The sequence below is a fragment of the Kitasatospora sp. NPDC057940 genome, from assembly GCF_042887425.1.
Taxonomy (GTDB): Bacteria; Actinomycetota; Actinomycetes; order Streptomycetales; family Streptomycetaceae; genus Kitasatospora.
The window spans coordinates 371,226-388,844 of the sequence record NZ_JBHVPH010000002.1 but is presented as its reverse complement, the minus strand read 5'-3'; the positions used below and the strand labels follow the sequence as shown (position 1 = coordinate 388,844).

Genomic DNA, 17,619 nt, shown 5'->3' with positions numbered 1-17,619 from the left:
CCAAAAAGTCGCCCTTGACCGCACTATGCCCGTGAACTACGTTACTGGCCAATAACATCGAAGGAGGGGGCGACATGGACTTCATCCTCATGACCGAGGGCGACACGCCGCCGGGACTCACCCACCAGCACCGCTACCGAGAGCTGATCGAGGAGGTGCTGCTCGCAGAGCGGGTCGGCTTCGACGCCTTCGGCAGCTCCGAGCAGCACGTCGCCATCGGCACGGCCTCGATCTCCGCTCCGGAGGTGCTCTATCCGTACCTGATGGCCCTCACGAACCGGATCCGCTTCATCCACCTGGTGACGCTGCTGCCGACGCGGATCAATCACGCGCTGCGCGTCGCGGAGCGCATCGCGACCGAGGACATCCTGTCCAACGGCCGCGTCGAGCTCGGCACTGGACGCGGCAACACGACGCTCGCGCTGCGGGCGTTCGAAGTCGACCCGACCGAGAACAAGGCCCAGTGGCGCGAAGGCATCGAGCTGATCCGCCGGGCGTTCCTCGACGACCCCTTCTCGTTCGTGGGCGAGCACTACAAGATCCCGCCGCGCAGCCTGGTCCCGAAGCCGTTGCAGGGGCCCTATCCGCCGATCTCGGCCGCTGCGGGCAGCCCGAGCTCGGTCGAGACCGCCGCCGCGATGGGCATCGGCGCCATCATGGGCGGGTTCTTCCTGGGCTTCGACCTCGTGGAGAACATGCTGAAGCTCTACGACGAGACGCTCGCCGCCACCACCCACCCGTACCCGATCACGCCGCGCAAGATGGTCCTGATCAGCGGCGGCATGCACTGCGCCGAGACGACGGCGCTGGCCCGCGAGCAGGCCGAGCCCCTGTTCGACATGGTCAGGCTCGCGACCGACGCCTTCGAGCGGCTGTCCAAGCTGTCGAAGGACTACGCCTACATGGGCGCGGTCAAGGACGTCGACTTCGACGACGAGGAGTACATGTTCGAACGTTCGCAGGGCTTCATCGTCGGCGATCCGGAGCGCTGCATCGCACACGTCCAGCGGTACGCGGACATGGGCGTGGAGGCGCTCGTGCTGCGCGTGGACAGTCTTCCCCACGACCAGCTCATGCGCTCGATCGAGCTGTTCGGCAAGTACGTGATCCCGCGCTTCAAGCACCCGCGCAACGTGGTGCGCCCGGCCGACGACGTGCTGGCCGACATCCGCGCCGCGCGCCCCGCCCACCAGGAGGCCCTCCGCCGGTTCCAGGCCGGACACGACCTCAAGAACGCCGTGGAGGCGGTCCGATGAGCGACCTCTACGACCACGGCACCGGCCACGTCCTCGTCGAACGCCCCGCCGACGGCGTCCTGCAGATCACGATCAACCGGCCCGAGCGGTACAACGCGCTGCTGATGCCGATGTTCGAGGAGATGAGCCGGATCTGGGCCGACGTCGAGCGCGACGACGAAACCCGCGTCGTCGTGGTGACCGGAGCCGGGAAGGCCTTCTGCACGGGGATGGACGTCAGGGAGCCCGATCCGACCCTCGAGCAGGCACTGGCGATGCTGGAGAGCGAGCGCAAGCGGGTGTCGGCCATGCTGCGGATCGAGAAGCCGATCATCTCGGCGATCAACGGCCCCGCGGTCGGCTACGGTCTGTCGACCGCGCTGCTCGCCGACATCAGCATCGTCGCGGAGGACGCGGTGCTCATGGAGGGCCACACCAAGGTCGGCGTGACCGCCGGTGACCACGCCGCGCTGATCTGGCCACTTCTCGTCGGGATGGCCAAGACGAAGTACTACGTGCTGACGTCCGAGAAGCTGACCGGCACGGAGGCCGAGCGGATCGGCCTCGTGAGTCTGGCGGTCCCGCGCGAGCAGGTGCTGCCGCGCGCCCTGGAGGTCGCCACCCAGCTCGCCCAAGGCCCCCAGCAGGCCCTGCGTTTCACCAAGCGCGCCCTCAACACGTGGCTCACCGACGCGCTGCCCCAGCACGAACTGTCCGGTGCGCTCGAAATCCTCGACTTCGCCGGCGCCGACTACCTCGAAGCGCGCCAGGCCTTCCGGGAGAAGCGCCCCGCGAACTTCCCCTCCGCCCGCACTGCCGGCACATCGGCGAACTGACCGGAGACGATCATGACCACAGCCCGGCACAGTACGACGCACAGCGTTGTCCGCGTGTCCGACACAGGGGGCGGCGCGGCCGTCCTGACCCTGGACCACCCACCCGCGAACGCGTTGAGCAACGCCGCCGTCCGCGAGCTGACGACGGCACTGAACACCCTCGCCGCCGGCCCGAACGCCCCCGCGCTGGTCCTGACGGGCGCGGGCGAGCGCTTCTTCTGCGCGGGAGGCGACATCAAGGAGGCCGGCGCCTACGACGCCGAGTCCATGGTCGAGCGCATGACGGCCTTCCACGCGCTGCTCTGCGCCCTGGAGGACTTCCCCCGGCCGCTGGTGTGCGCGGTCAACGGCTGGTGCGTCGGCGGTGGCATCGAGATCGCGCTGTTCGCCGACGTGGTGTACGCGTCGCCGCAGGCACGTTTCGTCTTCCCCGAGATCGACCACGGACTGCTCCCGGCCGTGAAGGGGATCGCCCGGGTGCGCACGGTCCTCGGCGACCGCGCGGCCCGGCGCCTCCTGCTGGGGGGAGAGCCCGTCGACGCGCTCGACGCGCAGGCCATCGGCATCGTCGACCACGTGGTCGAGCAAGGCGAGTTGCTCGCCGTCGCGACAGCACGCGCTCGTGCGGCGGCCGCGAAACCGCCCGCCGTGTTCGCGGCGCTGAAGCGGGCCCTGCGCACGGGCAGTGCCGGCCGGGCCGCCGCAGCCCAGCTCCGAACCACGATCGCCGACGCGCGCAGGGTCTTCGACGACCCCGCGGCCCGAGCGGCCCGGGAGGCCTGGAATGACTGATCGAGTGGAGGAGGTGGACCGGTCCGTCTTCCGTTCGGCGCTGGCCAGCTTCCCGTCGGGCGTGACCATCGTGACGACGCGCGGCGAGGCCGGCACCCTGCACGGGTTCACCGCGAGTTCCTTCGCGTCGCTGTCGCTCGATCCGCCGCTCGTGCTGGTGTGCCTGGACCGGCGAGCGGACTGCTTCCCCGTCTTCATGGCCGCCGAACGGTTCGTCGTGAACGTCGTGACGCCCGCCCAGGCGGAACTGGCGATGAGGTTCGCGACGAAGGGCGCGGACAAGTTCGCGCACGCCGGCTTCGAATTCGACGAGGAACGCCACCCGTCGCTGCCCGACGCGGCGGCGGTCCTCCACTGCGAACTGCACCAGGTCGTCCCGGGTGGCGACCACGTGATCCTCATCGGTCGCGTGCACGAAGCCCGGACGGGCGGCGGTGAGCCGGTGACGTGGTACCGAGGTGGCTTCCTCCGCCTCGGGGAGCGTGCCGCGTGATCGCCGTCGGACCCGGGCCGAGCGGATCCGGGCCGACCGGACCCGGGCCGACCGGACCCGGGAAGGAAGCCGCGTCATGGACCTGAGGACCTTCGAACCGGCTCGGACGCTTCCGGGACTGCTGCTCGATCGTGCGAGCAGGACACCCGACCGCATCGCGCTGCGGCACCGGCGCGACGGGGCCGTGCAGACGATCACCTGGCGGTCGTACGCGGGCCGTGTGCGCGACCTCGCGCTCGGCCTCGCCGCGCACGGTGTACGGCACGGCGATCGCGTCGCCGTGATGAGCAGTGCGCGCCCGGAATGGGCCTTCGCCGCGCTGGCGGTGCAGAGCCTCGGCGGCGTGGCGGTCGGCGTCTACCCGACCAACTCTCCCGCCGAGATCGAACAACTCCTCGCGCACAGCGAGGCGGTCGCCTTCATCGGCGAGACGGCGACGGAGCTCGCCGAAGTAGCGGCGGTCGCCGCACGCACACCGGCGCTGCGACTCGTCGCCGGCATCGACGCCATGCCACCGGCGCTGCCCGCGACCGTCAACGGGACGACCTGGGAAACGCTGTGCGAGCAGGGAGCGCAGCACGCACGGCACGCCGACGAAGGCCTGGGCCCGCTACGCGAGTTGGTCGCGGGCGGATCCCTCGACGACGCCGCAGTGCTCTTCTACACGTCGGGGTCCACCGGAGCGCCGAAAGGCGTCACGCACTCGCACCGGACGCTGCAGCACTCGATCCAGACCGTCGTCGGCCTCTACCCGGAGATCGTGAGCCACGAGCACGACGTCGTGGGATTCCTGCCGCTGGCCCACGTCGCGCCGGCGGTGATATCGCTCTTCGCTCCGTTGCTCACCCGGCTGGTGGTCACGTACTGCCCCATCGAGGACTACCGGCACGTGCTGCGCTCGGTACGGCCGACGGCACTGCTCTGGCCACCGCGGTTCTACGAGAAGGCCGCCGGTGAACTCATCGCACGGACCCAGGCCTGGCCGCGATCGCGCCGCCACGTCTACGACGCCGCCATGTGGGTCGGCCGCAGGGTGGCCGACGACCGCTGGTCCCACCGCCGCTCCTCGGTACCGCTGCGCATCGCGTACGCCGCCGCGTTGCGCGGAGTCTTCCTGCCGCTGCGGGCGACCATCGGGATGGACCGCATCCGCCTCGCCTACACCGCGTCCGCGGCCATGCCCGCGAGCGTCCTCGGGATCTGGCAGATCTGGGGGCTCGACCTCCGTGAGAACTACGGTCTCACCGAGACCGGAGCGTGCCCCGTCGCGCACTTCGACCAGCCGTTCCCCCGCCCGGGCACCATCGGCAGGAAGTTCGCGGACCCGCGCTTCGAAGTGAGAGTCGCGGACGACGGCGAAATGCTGATCCGCGCACCGCTTCTCTTCACCGGGTACTGGCGCGACCCGGAGGAGACCGAGGCCGTTCTCCGGGACGGCTGGCTGCACACCGGTGACCTGGTCGAGTACACGCCCCACGGCGACATCCGGCTCATCGGCCGCAAGAAGGACGTGATCATCACCCGGGGCGGCAAGACGATCAGTCCTCAACCCATCGAAACCCGGTTGAAGGAGAGCGCGCTGATCAACGAGGCGATCGTCGTCGGGGAGGCGCGCAAGTACCTCACCGTCCTGCTGGAGCCGAGCACCACCGCGGACGCCCCGTCGGCGGAGACCGCCACCGAACGCCTGCGGACGGAGGTCGACCGGGTCAACGCCGATCTCGCGCGGGCGGAACAGCTGAAGGACTTCCGCGTTCTGCCGCGCCCCTTGGAGGTCGAACGCGGCGAGCGGACCGCGAACGGCAAGGTCAGACGCAACGCCGTCGTGAGGTCGTTCGCCACGCTGATCGACGAGATGTACGACGCGGACGACGACGTGGCGATCGCCGACCACGTGCGGTCGGGGTCGGACCAGGTGCGCTGACCATGAGCGCTGTCGACGGTGGGCGGACCTGATCACGGCGAAGACCTCCGGTGTGGTGGAGGGTGGTGGAGATGTCCAGGCTCCACACCACACACGGAGGTCTTCGCACCCCACCGTCATGCCCGGTTCACCGTGCACGGCAGGCGGCTCCTCGCCCGTCCCAACCGCAATGACGAAACGGACACCGGCTCACGTACCGCCCCTTCAGAACCGGCGGGATGCCCGAGACAGTCCTCACAGACTGCCCCGGTGAACCTGACGTCCAATCAAGTCTCTTTCACGACAAGACGAATGACGGGCAGCGACGGCGAGGACGGCGACCTCCGCGCGACCGGGTGAGTCGGGCCTCAGGCGCGCCGCACCACGAAGGTGACCGCGGCGTTGTCCCCCCTACCGCCGATCACCTGGCAGGTGAGGCCCGCGCCGACAGTGCACTCGTTGACGTTCGACCCGGTATAGGGATTGCTCCAGTGGATCGACCCGCTCCAGGTGTCCACGCCGAAGCCGATCTGCCCCTCGGTGCCCGTCAGGAACCCGCACGACTCGGTGCTCCAACTGGGCGCCGCGTTCGGCAGGACGTAGCTCGGGGGCAGCGGGCTGCCGGCGGTCCAGCACCCGTGGGCCAAGGTGGCCGAGCCGAGGTAGAGCATGCTGCCGGTCTGGTTCGACAGGGTGACCTGGGTGCTGCGCGACGCGTAACCGCCGGACACCGCCGGGCCGGCCGACTGCGTCGTTCCGGCGTAGGGGGTGGCGGCCTGCGCCGCGGGAGCCAGGGCCAAGCCGGCGCTCAGCGCCAGGACGGCTGTCAGTACGGAGGACCGGACAACACGCTTGGAGGTCATGGCAGCCAACTCTCTATCGGAGGACGGTCAGGTACACGCCTCAACGGGACGGCGGACCTCGTCGGTTCACCGACCGCCACGACCTACGGGAACGAGGGCCTGTGTGAGGTTGTGACCAGTCCCGCGGCTCCGCCCCCTCCGAGAGCCGAACAGGGAGGAGGGTGAGCTGTGACGCGTCGGCAACTCACCGACGATCAGTGGACGACGGTCGATCCCTACCTGCCGGTCGGCGGGTTCAGCCCACACCCCGCAGCAACCGCAGGAACACGCGGGCCGGCGGGCCGGCACCGCCCACGACTCGCGGGAGCTCAGCAGTCGTACCGGTGGATCGTGGGCCAGCAGGGGCACGCACGGCAGACGAAGACGTGGACGCCGCCCGCGTCGCCCGTGGCCATCCCGTGGCTGCCGCCATGGGCGGGTCGGTTACCAGGGCAGCGGGCCCTCGGCGTCGGTGTAGGTGCCGGTGGGGCCGTCCGGGGTGAGGCTTGCCATGCGAACGATGATCTCGGCGCCCTGTTCGACGGTCTGGATGCCGGTGTTGCCGTTGAGGTCCGTCTTGGTGAAGCCGGGCTCGACGGCGTTGATGCGCATGTTCGGGAACGCCTTGGCGTACTGCACGGTGACCATGTTGACGGCGGCCTTGGAGGCCGGGTAGGCGACGCCGGGGTACGCGTAGGCGGGGGTGCCGGCGGTGGTGACGCGGGTGAGCGAGGCCAGGCCGCTGCTGAGGTTGACGACGACGGGGGCGGCGGAGCGCTGCAGCAGCGGGAGGAACGCATGGGTGACGCGTACCGTGCCGAAGACGTTGGTTTCGAACGTGCTCCGCATCAGGTCGGCAGTGACGTCCGCGGCACCGATGATGCCGTTGTCCTCGTCCCGCTCCTCCACGCCGGCGTTGTTGACCAGCACGTCCAGGCCGCCGTCGGCCTCGACGGTCCTCGCCGCCGCGGCGACCGAGGCGTCGTCGGTGATGTCGATGACAACCAGCCGCGCGCCCAACTGTTCGGCGGCGCGACGCCCGCGCTCGGGGTCCCGGCTGCCGATGTACACGGTGTGACCTGCGGCGATGAGTCGACGGGCGGTCTCGAAGCCGAGCCCCTTGTTCGCTCCGGTGATCAGTGTTGTGGTCATGCCTCCAGGATGCTGCGCAGCGATGCCGTCAGCCATGCGTCCGGCCTTCCTGGGACTGCCGGTACCAGGCACCCGCGGGACCGCCGCAGCGGGTCAGCTCAGCTGTCGAGCCCGGCGGCGCGGCGGCCGGGCGGCTCGGCGGGCGAGGACGGCCTCGCGGCGTTCGGCGGTCCGGCGGAGCGCGTCCTTGCGGTCGCGTTTGGACAGCCGGTCCAGGTAGAGCTGCCCTTCGAGGTGGTCGGTCGGGTGCTGCAGGCAGCGGACGAAGCAGCCCTTGGCCTCGATGACCAGTGGGCTTCCGCCCTTATCGCCGCCCGCCGCCGTGTGGTCCCGGGCCTGCGCCGGCACATCACGGAGAGCGCCACCGGTGTCCCGGGCCTTCACTGGCGCTTCGATCACCAAGTGCTGGACGCCGAGGACGCCGTCGACGGCTGGTACGCATTGTTGGCCGGCCTGCCCGCCGACAAGGCGGACTCCGCGCAGCCCCGAGCAGACCATGGTCAGCCTCTATCAGGACAACCGCCAGGTCCGCCCCACCGGCCGGATGATCCTCTACCCAACCGGCTGGCCACAGACCTGAAAAGCGGTGAAGCGTGGCGATACGGGCCCCTGGCTCTGTTCACGAGAACGGGCAGCACTTCGACGTTGGTTCGGGAGGCGGTAGGCGATCGCAGCCCGGCCGGGGTGTTCACGAGTTTCGACAGCACCTGGGCTTGCTGGAGGGTCCCCGCCGACCCGGACACGGGGCCGGTAAGAGCCCGCCGCCGGGCGGGGTCGCGCAGTGCTGGCTACGGTCGCACCTGCCACGAACGGTCCGCCTCAGCGCGAGCCAATTCGGCGTCGTACTGACCCGCGTCAAAATGGAGCTCCGGCAGAGGGTAGGGATCAGGGTCGAGCGGAGACTCCCGCGGCATCTCCCAGTCCGACCACTGCACGATCTCCCCGAGCCGCTGCACGACCACGGTCAGGAAGCCGCAGCAGCCACCGGTGCACTCCGGTTCCCCCAGTTCCAGGCGGCGCGCCTCGCCGGTCGCCCGAAGAGGGCTGGGGCGGCCGGCTGGCAGCACATCAGCTGCGTAGGGTCCGCGGCCGCCTTCGCGAACCGCCTCTGCGACCATGTCCTCGCCGTTGACCCGGAACCGCACCTGGGTGGCGAACCGGGGTCCCGGCGGCAGCACCACGATCTCCAAACGATCGAACATCAGACCACCCTATGGGGCCCGCTGACGTCGGCGCACGGCCAATTCGACGCCCGGTTCTGGCCGTCTGCCGGGAGGGTCCACGAAGTGCCTCCCGTTCTCGTGAACATCGACCACGGCTCGGGCGCGGTGCCTCCCGAAGTGGTGTACATCTGCCGTCAGAACTCGTGAGCAGAACCAGGCCCCGCCTCGGGCCCGGGCCCTACGATCGGATTCCGTGATCACGACCAGGGCCGACGGCCTCACCCTCGATACCGACCCCGCGCGCATCGACCTCGACCGTGTGCACCACTGGCTCTCCACCGACGCCTTCTGGGCACTGGGCCGGAGCCGAGATGCCGTGGCACGCTCGATCGAGCACTCGCTCGTCTTCGGCGTCTACACCCCGGACACGGCTGAGCAACTCGCCTTCGCCCGGGTGGTCACCGACTACGCCACCTTCGGCTGGCTCTGCGATGTCTACGTTGCCCGCGAGGCGCGCGGGCGGGGCATCGGCACCTGGCTGGCGGAGTCGGTCGTCACGACGCTGGCGCCTCTCCGACTGAAGCGGCTGATGCTATCCACGCTGGACGCCCACGACGTCTACGCGCGAGCCGGCTTCTCGGCCGTGCCCGAACCTCAGAAGCTCATGATGATCACGACACCGGGCGCTTCGGCCGAAACCGTAGGCCCGCCGGCCACAGACCTGGAACGGTGACCCTCGAAGTACGGGGCCAGTGGCTCGGCTCGATTGGTCGACCGGGAACTCGAGACCCTGCGCCGGAGCCTGCGCGAGGGCAGGGTCTCCTGGCAGACGACGACCACATGGAAGGCATCCACGGACTCGGCCTTCATCGCCAAGATGCACCGGGTCCTGGAGCTCTACGACGCGCCGCCCACCGACGGACGGGTGGTCTGCGTGGACGGGTTCGGCCCACTCAACCTTCAGCCGCGCAGGGGCGAGGCTTGGCGCGTCACGTCTCGGTTTGGCCTCGGGGCGCCCGGATCCTCGGCAGGCCGAAGCCCGCCATCTGCTTCTCCTCGTAGGAGAGGAAGCCCATCTGCCGATAGAAAGCGTGGTTCTTCTTCCCCTCCGGTGTCGACTCGTGGTCGGTGGACAACAGGAAGAGGCGACAGTGCGCGTACCGCTCCATCAGGTGTTCGAGCAACGCCCGGCCGATCCCCTGCCGGTGGAACCTCGGGTTGACCAGCAGGTCCTGGACGTAGCAGATGCTTTCATCGTCGGAGACCGTCCTGGCCAGGCCAAGGAGCACGCCTGACTCATCGCGGGCAGTGATGACCAGGTGCGAGTTGGCCAGGCCGCGACAGAGCTTGTCGACGTCGCAGGTGTACCCCTCCCACCCGACCGAGACGTAGAGCCCGAACATCTCCTCCGGGTCGAACTCCGTTTCCTCCGCAATCACCACGCCGGACTCTCCCACTCCAGTCAGCCGCCTCGCGCCGGCACGGCCAGGGACCCAGGACTGCGCTGCCTACGACTTCCCCACCCGGGCGGCGAGCAAGGCGGTTCCCTCCATCTGCCGTCCAGCATGCATCCTCTATTGATCTTGCCGGATGCACAACGCATGCCGGTCTCCAGGTTCGCGCCCCGCAGAGATCAATGACCGGCCTCGCCCCGCTGACCGGCAGCGAAATCCGGCGCCTGTTCACCACCTTGCTGCCCCGGCCCGCCCGCGACCTCTCCCACCACCTGCGACGGTCCACATGGCGCCGCCGCCACCGAGCATGCGCCCGCACCAGCCACTACCAGCAACAAGCCGCCCAACAGCCATGAAGATCACGACCTACAACTGGAGTACCAACTGATCGATTCAGAATCAGATCCTGGTCTGACCTTTCGGCTGAGATGGTGCCCAGCGGTGCGACGGAACCGCTTGCCCTGTCTGCACGTTGGCTCGACAGGACTTTGGGGGGGGGAACCTTGTCGAGCTTGAGCTTCCCGCCGGCGCGGGCGGTCGGACGCGGGGCGGCCTGGTACCGCGGGGACTGCCATGTCCACTCCGTCCACTCGGACGGGGAACTCACCCCTGATGAGTTGGTCGTCCGGGCCCGCGCCGCCGGGCTCGACTTCATCGCGACGACGGAGCACAACTCGGCCGCGCCCCCTGGTGTATGGGGGCAGCTGGCCGCCGACGACTTCTTGATCCTCCTCGGTGAGGAAGTGACCACGAAGACCGGGCACTGGCTCGCGCTCGGCATCGATCCCGGCGAGGTCGTCGACTGGAACCACCAGGTCAGGGACGGACTGGTCGACAGGTGCCTGGACCAGGTCCATCGAGCAGGAGGGCTGTGCGTGGCCGCACACCCGCATGCGCCCTACCCGTCCGGCGACTTCATGTTCGCCTTCCGGGGCTTCGACGTGGTGGAGGTGTGGAACGGGCTGTGGACCTCGGACCGGCCCTGGAACGCCGACAACGAGGCGGCCCTGGCAGAGTGGGGGCGGAGCCTCGCGGCGGACATCCACTCGGGTTCGTGGCGGCCGGCGATGGGCAACAGCGACACCCACCTGGAAGGGCAGATCGGCATCCCCCACACGGTGGTCTTCGCCGAGGAGCTGAGCACCGAGGCGATCCTGGCCGGAATCCGCGCCGGCCGCAGCTGGATCGCCGAATCGGCGGACGTGGACGTGTCGTTCACCGCCCGTGCCGGTGGTCGCGTTGCCGGGGTGGGAGAGCGACTCGCGACTCGTGGCGGGCAGGTGGAAGTGCGGGCATCAGTACAAGGTGTTCCGGCGGGGACCGTCAGCTTCCACACCGATCGAGGAAAGGTCCACCGGGCACCTCTCCCCGCTGACGGGGTGGGCGTGGTGCAGTGGGACACGACGGCGGAGGATTCGGCGTCAGTCCGGGTCGAGGTCCGCCATCCCGACGGGAACGTCGCCGCACTCACCAATCCGATCATCCTGACCTGACCGCTTGCTTCATCGTGAGGTGCGCACGCGACGGAGGCAGATGAGGCCACAGACCAGTTCGCTCCCTGTTGTCGGTTGACTCGAAGAAGCCTTCTGGCCTCAGTCCCACCACAGCACGACAAGGAGGCGCCTCCGGGCCGCTTCCTCGTAGAACCCGCGTAGCGCACCGAAGTGGGCCAGCAGGTACTCCGTCGGATCACCGATGAACCCGTCGCCGAGCGTGGAGCCCGCACCGCTGTCCACGACCGAACGGAGGATCGCTCGCATGTCGATCTCCCCGAGCAGCGTCGACACCCGGGCGACGTCGGCCGGGTGGAGGGCCGTCGGAGTGGAGTTGCTGAAGAAGGCAATCGCGTGCTGGTTCGCGTTGAGGAAGCCCAGATCGATGCCGCTGTCGCCGTCGGTCGCGCTCCTGAGCGCCTCCAGGTGGACGGCGTCTAGCCGCGTCAGTTCGCAGGCACGCTCCAGCATGGAAGGTGCCCAGTCCAGATCCAGACAGTCCACGGACGGTGGATCCCACTGATGGTCCCCGTCCGGCGACTCGGCAGCGGACCGACGGCAGGCGTCGAGGTACTCCGCCGGGACTCGGGCGAGTTGCTGGGTGATGGCCATGTCGGCAGTATCCCGACGCTGTCCACCGGATTTGCCGCTGCTTCATCAGGGCACGTCGGTCCTGCCGGCCAGGTTCTTGGGCCCCTTGTCTGACTGGTAGCTGCGCGTACCGGGCCCGGCGGGGAGCCCGGCCGAGCGGTCCGTCGTTCATGGTGCAGGCTGGTGTCCGTGGACAGCGCCTCAGCAAGTGAACCGACCGGAGACCTCAGCACGTTGACGTTCGACCAGCTCACCGCGTTCGCCGAGCGTCCTGGTCGGCATCGTGGCGAGCTGGAGGGCGTCCGGGAGATCAGCGCCCTGCGCGCGTACCGCTCCGAGGATGGTGCCGGACCGGCGGAGCGCAGGCAATGGGCGAAACTGTCCCTGCGGGTCAACGCGCGCCTGCACGGAGACGGCCCTCGGGAACGGGCGCGCATGGCCCAGAACGCCTTCATGCTCCGGGCGTGGATCATCGACCACCTCGGTCCCGACGCCCAGGACCCCGACTGGGACCCTGACGCTCTTGCCGCCGACACCCTCGCCGAACTCGCCCTGAGTCCTGCGGAGGCCGGCGCCCTGGGCGCCCGCTGGCGGGCCCTGCCTGCCGAGCAGATCGGTGAGCTGCGCCGCCTCAGGAATCTGACCGGCCACCTCGACCTGATCATCGGACACCTACGGCCTGGCCGCAGTCGCGACCAGCTCCAGGAATGGCTGGCCGTCCGGCCGCTTCTCCCCTGACCCGGGCGGCCGACGAGACCGCTGCCTGTCCGCTCGACCTGTAGGCCGAGGAGAGAAGTCCAACGGATCCCGGCGGGACCGGAATTGATTCGCGAAGATCCCTTCCGCCTCCCGGTCGAATCTGACAGCATCGTCGGTCGTCCGGCGATCAGTCGGCGGTGATCCGTACGCCGACGTGCCCCTCGGCTTCGTCCGTCCGCAGCTGAACTGCGCACGGATCGAAGCGATGAACGTGTCCGGTGGACTCCACCGTAGGAAGAAGAAAGGCGGTCGCCCCGCCGCATCACGTGGAGGAGATGTGACCACCGAAGCCGGCACCCCGGGGCCCGCCCACCGCCCCGCGCGCTGGGTCCGCGCCAGGCTGCGCACGAGCCCGCTGACGGCCCTGTTGACGGCGGCCCTCGTGCTCGTCACCGTCTTCCTGGCGGCGGCCTTCCCCCGGATCGCGGACCGGAACGCGGACGCGGCGCTCGGGAACTACGTGAGCCACCGGGGCATCTATCCGACCAGCCTGCACGCCGTCTCCCGGGCCCGACCGACCGACACCGCCGACAGCCTCGACGCCGTGCAACGGGAGCTCGTCACGCGGGTCGGCAGGGAGCTCCCGCTCTCCCCAGCGGGCCTGGCCCACGGCACCAGCACCGCGTTCAACGACATGTACAACCCGGGGTACGCACGGCTCTCCGAGGAGACCGCCCCGGGGCTCTCCCTGGCCTACCTGCACGGCCTTGCCGACCGCGTGACCCTCACCGACGGCACGTGGCCGGGCAAGGCGCCCGCCGCCGGCCCGCTGCCGATCGTGCTGAGTCGGACGGCCGCCGACACCGTCGGCATCAAGCTCGGCGATGTCGTCGACAGCGGCACCGGCGGACCCACCGGGCGGCGGACCGCCGTGGTGACCGGCTTCTACCGCGTCAACGATCCGCTCGACCCGTTCTGGGACGGCCTCGGCTGCCCGGACCGGGCCTGCCTGGACCTCGGCACCCACGGCGACAACCGCTGGCGGACCACCGGCTTCGTCGACGGCGCGAGCCTGTCCGCGCTGACCGGTTGGGGCCAGACCGTCGAGGACTTCTGGCGACTGCCCGTCGACCCCGGCTCCCTGCGCGCCGACCGGCTCGACCGGATCCGCGCCGCCGTCCAGCCCTTCCTGACCGGACGGGACGCGACGGCGCTGGTCACCGCGACCAAGCGCGCGGACCTGCACATCAGCTCCTTCCTGCCCGACGTCCTCACCCAGGCGGCCGCCCGCTACCACGCGGCGATGGCGCTGAGCGCGATCGGACCGGCAGGTGTCGCGGGCGTCGCCACCGTGGTGCTGCTCCTGGCCGCGGTCCTCGGCACCGACCGGCGCGCCACCGAGATCCGGCTGCTGTACGCCCGCGGTGGTTCACGCCGCGCGGTGGTGCTGCGCCTGCTCGGCGAGGGCGCGGTGACCGTCCTGCCCGCCGCCGCGCTCGGGACGCTGCTCGCCGTGCTGCTGCTGCCCACCCCCCGGTGGGGGTACGCGGTGCTGGCGGCCCTCGCCGCGACGCTGCTCGCCCTGCTGGCCTTCCCGGCCCGTGTCGCCCTGCTGTGGCCGCGTCAGCGGGCGGCCCGCGGCCGGGGCCGGGTGATCGGCACCCTGCGCCGGGTGACCTTCGAACTCACCGTCGTGGCCGTCACCGTCGCGGCCGTGGCCGAGGTCCGCCGACGCGGCGTCGGCCACGCCGGGGCCAGCGTGGACCCGCTGCTGGCGGCCGCCCCGCTGCTGCTCGCCGTGACCGGCGGACTGCTGCTGGCCCGGATCGTGCCGGTGGTGCTCGGGCGGCTGGCCGCACTCGCCAGGCGCGGCCGCGGCCTGATCGGGTTCCTGGGCCTGGCCCGTGCCGCCCGCGACGGCTCGGGGCGTCGTCGGCGGTCCCTGTTGCCGGTGCTCGCGCTGCTGATCGCCGTCACCACGACCGGTTTCGGCGCCACCGTGCTCGACACCGTGGAGCACAGCCGGATGCGGGCCGCGCGGGCCGCGACCGGCGGCGACATCGCCATCACCGTCCCGGACTACGCCACCCTGCCGGAGTTCTTCACCAAGGCCGCCGCCGAACTGCCGGGAGCCCGGAGTTCGACCGGGGTCCGCATCGACTCCAGGACCCTGTTCATCGGCGCCGACCAGGGGTACACGAAGGCCGTTCTGGTGGTCGCGGAGCCGCGGGCGTACGCGGAGATCGCCCGGAGCACCGGGGTCGGCGAGTTCGACGCGGCGCAGCTCGCCGGCGCCCCCGGCGGCGCCGACACTCCGGTGCCCGCACTGTTCAGCCGCGACCTGGCCGGGCGGCTGGCCGCCGGCGCGCCCAAGGTGCACCTGCTCTCCGGGAACGATCTGCTCACCACCGTCGCAGGAGTCGTCACCGCCACCCCGGCCCTGCCGGACCCGGGTCTGCCGTTCGTCGTGGTGCCCGCCGGTCCCGCCGCGCAGCGCGTGCCCGAACTCGGCCGGATGAACAAGTGGCTCGGCATCGGCGACTTCGACCCCGACCAGGTCAGGGCGACACTCCTGGAGCAGGGCCTGACCCAGCCGACGGGCATCACGAAGCTGATCGCGCAGGACGCCGCGGCCGCGGGCCGGGGCACCCACGGGCTGCCTCCCGGGTACACGGTGGGCAGCAGCCGCGAGTACGCCGGGCAGCTCGCCGAGGACCCGTTGCAGCAGGCCGCCGGGCGGCTGTTCCGGTACGCGGCGGTCGCCGGCGCGGGGTTCGCCCTGCTCGCCGTCCTGCTGACGCTGTTCCAAGCCGCACCCGACCGCGCGACGGTGCTCGCCCGGCTGCGCACCATGGGCCTGCGGCCCCGGCAGGGGCTGGCGCTGATCGTCGCCGAGGCACTGCCACAGGTCCTCGCGGCGGCCGTCGGTGGCGGGCTGGTCGCCGCGGTGGCGGTCGCGCTGCTCGGCTCGGCCTTCGACATCTCCACGCTGGTCGGCGCCGAGGTCGGCAACGCCCTGTCGCTCACGGTGGTGCCGGTGCTACTGCCCACGGTGGGCCTGGCGCTGGTGGCCTGCGTCGCGGTGGTGCTGGAGGCGCTGGTCGCCGGCCGGCGCCAGATCGCCACCGAGCTACGCGCCGGGGACGGGCGATGACGCCGGAGGCGGCGCGGTAGCCGCCTCGCCGCCGTGTCGCCCGACGGCTCACCCCGGCGCCGCGGGTGCCTGTGGCCCCACTGGACCCGCCCATCCGCAACTGCGATCCGCCACGCCAGGCCGCCAGCTGGGTTAGGTGTGTGTTGTCGGAAGTGGCGGTCGGTGCCTTGGTAGTGCGGGACACTCATGCCATGGATGGGACCTACACACTGCGGCGCCAGACGAACCGCTGGGCGCGTTTCGCCGAGGTCAGCGTGCGCTTGGTCCCGGTGGCGAGTGCCGGCATTGCGGTCCGTACGGCGGTGTTCGGCCGAAATGGCTCGGCAGTCGTCGATGACACGAGGGACCCGGGCGCCGAGGCGGAAGCACGAGAAGGCGTCCGGTACGCGCTGAGGGAACTGCCCGTCGGCATTCGCGGCTGGCAGGTGGAGATCACCGGGATTGTCATCGCTCCTGCTGATACCGGTCCGGGCGACGTGAAGTTCGCTGCCGCCCACGCCGTCTGGCAAGCGCTGGGACGCCTGCCGTCCCACCCGCCGTTCACGGGTGAGGACGGGAACCCGGTGTTTCCGGCGGAGGAGACTCCTGATCAGGGTCTGCGATGATCTCGGCACGGGACGCGGGGGCCTGACGGACGAACAGTGGGTCCGGCTGTTCGGTGCCTGCCCCGCCGGGCTTCTGGCGAGAACTACCGCAATTTCCGATCAAGAGGAGAGCAGTGGCTGAGGTCATCAGGTCGGTTCACGAATGGACCGCAGAGAGGCTCAGCTACTACGAGGTGGCACCGGAAAGGGGCATCACCCAGCAGGCGCGGGTGATCGTCATGCACGGCGGAGGCCCTCGCGACAGCAAGGAGCCGAGCCTTCCTCTGGCCCAGGACCTCGCCGCGCTCGGATATCACGTACTGGGATTCGACTTCACGGGGAGCGGCGACAGTTCAGGCGCGTGGCCCGAGCTGACCCTCGACCGCCGGCGGGACCAAGCCGTTTCCCTCGTTGACGATCGCGTCCCCGCGCAGTGCCCCTTGATACTCGTCGGCTTCAGCATGAGCGGTCAGACTGCCGCAGACCTGGTCGAACATTACGGGGAACGCGTGAGCCACCTCGCCCTCTGCGCTCCAGGCGTGTACTCGCGAACACTGCGGGAAACCCCGTTCGGAGACGACACGTTCATCAACCTGGCCTTCACCAAGCCGGAGCTCTGGCCCGGCAGCCCAGCCCTCGACGTCCTCGCGGCATTCCCCGGACGCACCCTCCTCGTACTCCCCGAGCACGAGGAACAAGTTCCACCGGGAATGGCCGACCTCATCGAGCGGACCGTGCGCACGAACCCCCGTTCCGCCATCCAAGTACTGGACGGGGCAGGGCACCTGCTCGATCGGTGGCTCGCCGAGCACCCGCAGGATCGACGATCTGTGATCAAGAATCTGCTGAGACGGCCTACCGCTGCCTGGCTTGATCCTGAGATGTCGGGCTGACCGAGGACGAACTCACCGCCGTGTCGCGGCGGGCGACCCATGGTGGCGGGCGGTCGTGGCGGGCAGGCCCCGCGCAGGACGCGGTCCGAGCGCATCCGGGTCGGGGTCTGCACGGAAAGGTCCTTGAGCAGGAAGGCCAAGCGGGGCCCACCGCAGCCAGCGTCCGCGAGGATGAGCAGGCCCGGGTCACCCGCCTGCCACTGCCCGGCGTCAATGAGGCGTTGAACCAGGTCTCGCAGCTGCCGTGCGGTGACCTGGGCAACGTCGTCGCCCGACGCGAGACGCTGCGTGTCCAGCGGTGCGGTCCAGGAGCTGCGGACGTCCTCGGCTCGATA

General features: G+C 70.3%; 17 protein-coding genes and 1 pseudogene. 11 read left to right on the top strand and 7 right to left on the bottom strand.

Going from position 1 to position 17,619, the window contains the following annotated elements; all coding sequences use genetic code 11:
• Positions 1-74 precede the first annotated feature (74 nt).
• The 5 genes from ACFVTF_RS05270 to ACFVTF_RS05250 all read left to right on the top strand — a co-directional run bounded on the left by ACFVTF_RS05270 (position 75) and on the right by ACFVTF_RS05250 (position 5,280).
• Positions 75-1,256, top strand: coding sequence for an LLM class flavin-dependent oxidoreductase (locus ACFVTF_RS05270; protein WP_387809232.1), 1,182 nt, complete (start codon positions 75-77; stop codon positions 1,254-1,256).
• Complete coding sequence (locus tag ACFVTF_RS05265; protein WP_387809229.1) at positions 1,253-2,071, top strand: enoyl-CoA hydratase/isomerase family protein; 819 nt, start codon at positions 1,253-1,255, stop codon at positions 2,069-2,071. The genes ACFVTF_RS05270 and ACFVTF_RS05265 overlap by 4 nt, the downstream gene beginning before the upstream one ends.
• Positions 2,072-2,125: 54 nt before the next feature.
• Entirely contained in the window at positions 2,126-2,863 is a 738-nt protein-coding gene (locus ACFVTF_RS05260) for an enoyl-CoA hydratase/isomerase family protein (RefSeq protein WP_387809226.1), read from the top strand.
• Between the two features lie 4 nt (positions 2,864-2,867).
• On the top strand, positions 2,868-3,356 hold the full coding sequence (locus ACFVTF_RS05255; protein ID WP_387809223.1) for a flavin reductase family protein: 489 nt from the start codon (positions 2,868-2,870) through the stop codon (positions 3,354-3,356).
• Between the two features lie 76 nt (positions 3,357-3,432).
• Positions 3,433-5,280 carry an AMP-dependent synthetase/ligase gene (locus ACFVTF_RS05250; RefSeq protein WP_387809221.1) on the top strand — a complete coding sequence of 616 codons (1,848 nt, stop codon included), beginning with the start codon at positions 3,433-3,435 and terminating at the stop codon, positions 5,278-5,280.
• Positions 5,281-5,627: 347 nt separating this feature from the next.
• On the opposite strand, the gene ACFVTF_RS05245 is transcribed toward ACFVTF_RS05250, so the two are convergent.
• The 4 genes from ACFVTF_RS05245 to ACFVTF_RS05230 form a co-directional block, all read right to left on the bottom strand.
• The gene (locus ACFVTF_RS05245; RefSeq protein ID WP_387809218.1) at positions 5,628-6,122 is read right to left on the bottom strand and encodes a hypothetical protein; all 495 of its coding nucleotides are present in this window, start codon (positions 6,120-6,122) and stop codon (positions 5,628-5,630) included.
• Positions 6,123-6,545: 423 nt separating this feature from the next.
• Positions 6,546-7,253: an SDR family NAD(P)-dependent oxidoreductase gene (locus ACFVTF_RS05240; RefSeq protein WP_387809215.1), complete on the bottom strand. Its 708-nt coding sequence runs from the start codon at positions 7,251-7,253 to the stop codon at positions 6,546-6,548.
• Between the two features lie 93 nt (positions 7,254-7,346).
• Positions 7,347-7,601 (bottom strand): peptide deformylase, encoded by a 255-nt coding sequence (locus ACFVTF_RS05235; protein ID WP_387809212.1) that lies wholly within the window; start codon positions 7,599-7,601, stop codon positions 7,347-7,349.
• Positions 7,602-8,041: 440 nt separating this feature from the next.
• A complete protein-coding gene (locus ACFVTF_RS05230) occupies positions 8,042-8,455 on the bottom strand; it encodes a hypothetical protein (RefSeq protein WP_387809209.1) in 414 nt (137 codons plus the stop codon).
• Positions 8,456-8,669: 214 nt separating this feature from the next.
• Between ACFVTF_RS05230 and ACFVTF_RS05225 the strand changes: the two genes are divergently transcribed.
• Positions 8,670-9,149 (top strand): GNAT family N-acetyltransferase, encoded by a 480-nt coding sequence (locus ACFVTF_RS05225; protein WP_387809206.1) that lies wholly within the window; start codon positions 8,670-8,672, stop codon positions 9,147-9,149.
• A gap of 256 nt (positions 9,150-9,405) precedes the next feature.
• Here ACFVTF_RS05225 and ACFVTF_RS05220 read toward each other — a convergent pair whose 3' ends face one another.
• Positions 9,406-9,858, bottom strand: a complete 453-nt coding sequence (locus ACFVTF_RS05220; RefSeq protein WP_387809203.1) for a GNAT family N-acetyltransferase — start codon at positions 9,856-9,858, stop codon at positions 9,406-9,408.
• A 440-nt stretch (positions 9,859-10,298) separates the two neighbouring features.
• Here ACFVTF_RS05220 and ACFVTF_RS05215 point away from each other — a divergent pair, with 440 nt between their 5' ends.
• Positions 10,299-11,363, top strand: a complete 1,065-nt coding sequence (locus tag ACFVTF_RS05215; protein WP_387809200.1) for a CehA/McbA family metallohydrolase — start codon at positions 10,299-10,301, stop codon at positions 11,361-11,363.
• A gap of 99 nt (positions 11,364-11,462) precedes the next feature.
• Here ACFVTF_RS05215 and ACFVTF_RS05210 read toward each other — a convergent pair whose 3' ends face one another.
• Complete coding sequence (locus ACFVTF_RS05210; protein ID WP_387809197.1) at positions 11,463-11,975, bottom strand: DUF1877 domain-containing protein; 513 nt, start codon at positions 11,973-11,975, stop codon at positions 11,463-11,465.
• A gap of 168 nt (positions 11,976-12,143) precedes the next feature.
• Between ACFVTF_RS05210 and ACFVTF_RS05205 the strand changes: the two genes are divergently transcribed.
• The 4 genes from ACFVTF_RS05205 (at position 12,144) to ACFVTF_RS05190 (ending at position 17,284) form a co-directional block, all read left to right on the top strand.
• A complete protein-coding gene (locus ACFVTF_RS05205) occupies positions 12,144-12,692 on the top strand; it encodes a hypothetical protein (protein ID WP_387809194.1) in 549 nt (182 codons plus the stop codon).
• A 298-nt stretch (positions 12,693-12,990) separates the two neighbouring features.
• Positions 12,991-15,807 carry a hypothetical protein gene (locus tag ACFVTF_RS05200; RefSeq protein ID WP_387809192.1) on the top strand — a complete coding sequence of 939 codons (2,817 nt, stop codon included), beginning with the start codon at positions 12,991-12,993 and terminating at the stop codon, positions 15,805-15,807.
• Between the two features lie 191 nt (positions 15,808-15,998).
• Positions 15,999-16,412 (top strand): hypothetical protein, encoded by a 414-nt coding sequence (locus ACFVTF_RS05195; RefSeq protein ID WP_387809190.1) that lies wholly within the window; start codon positions 15,999-16,001, stop codon positions 16,410-16,412.
• Positions 16,413-16,465: 53 nt separating this feature from the next.
• On the top strand, positions 16,466-17,284 hold the full coding sequence (locus ACFVTF_RS05190; RefSeq protein ID WP_387809187.1) for an alpha/beta fold hydrolase: 819 nt from the start codon (positions 16,466-16,468) through the stop codon (positions 17,282-17,284).
• On the opposite strand, the pseudogene ACFVTF_RS05185 reads toward ACFVTF_RS05190, so the two are convergent.
• Positions 17,265-17,610 (bottom strand): annotated as a pseudogene (locus tag ACFVTF_RS05185) (transposase); the annotation flags it as partial. The gene ACFVTF_RS05190 and the pseudogene ACFVTF_RS05185 sit on opposite strands and share 20 nt — an antisense overlap.
• Between the last annotated feature and the right edge of the window lie 9 nt (positions 17,611-17,619).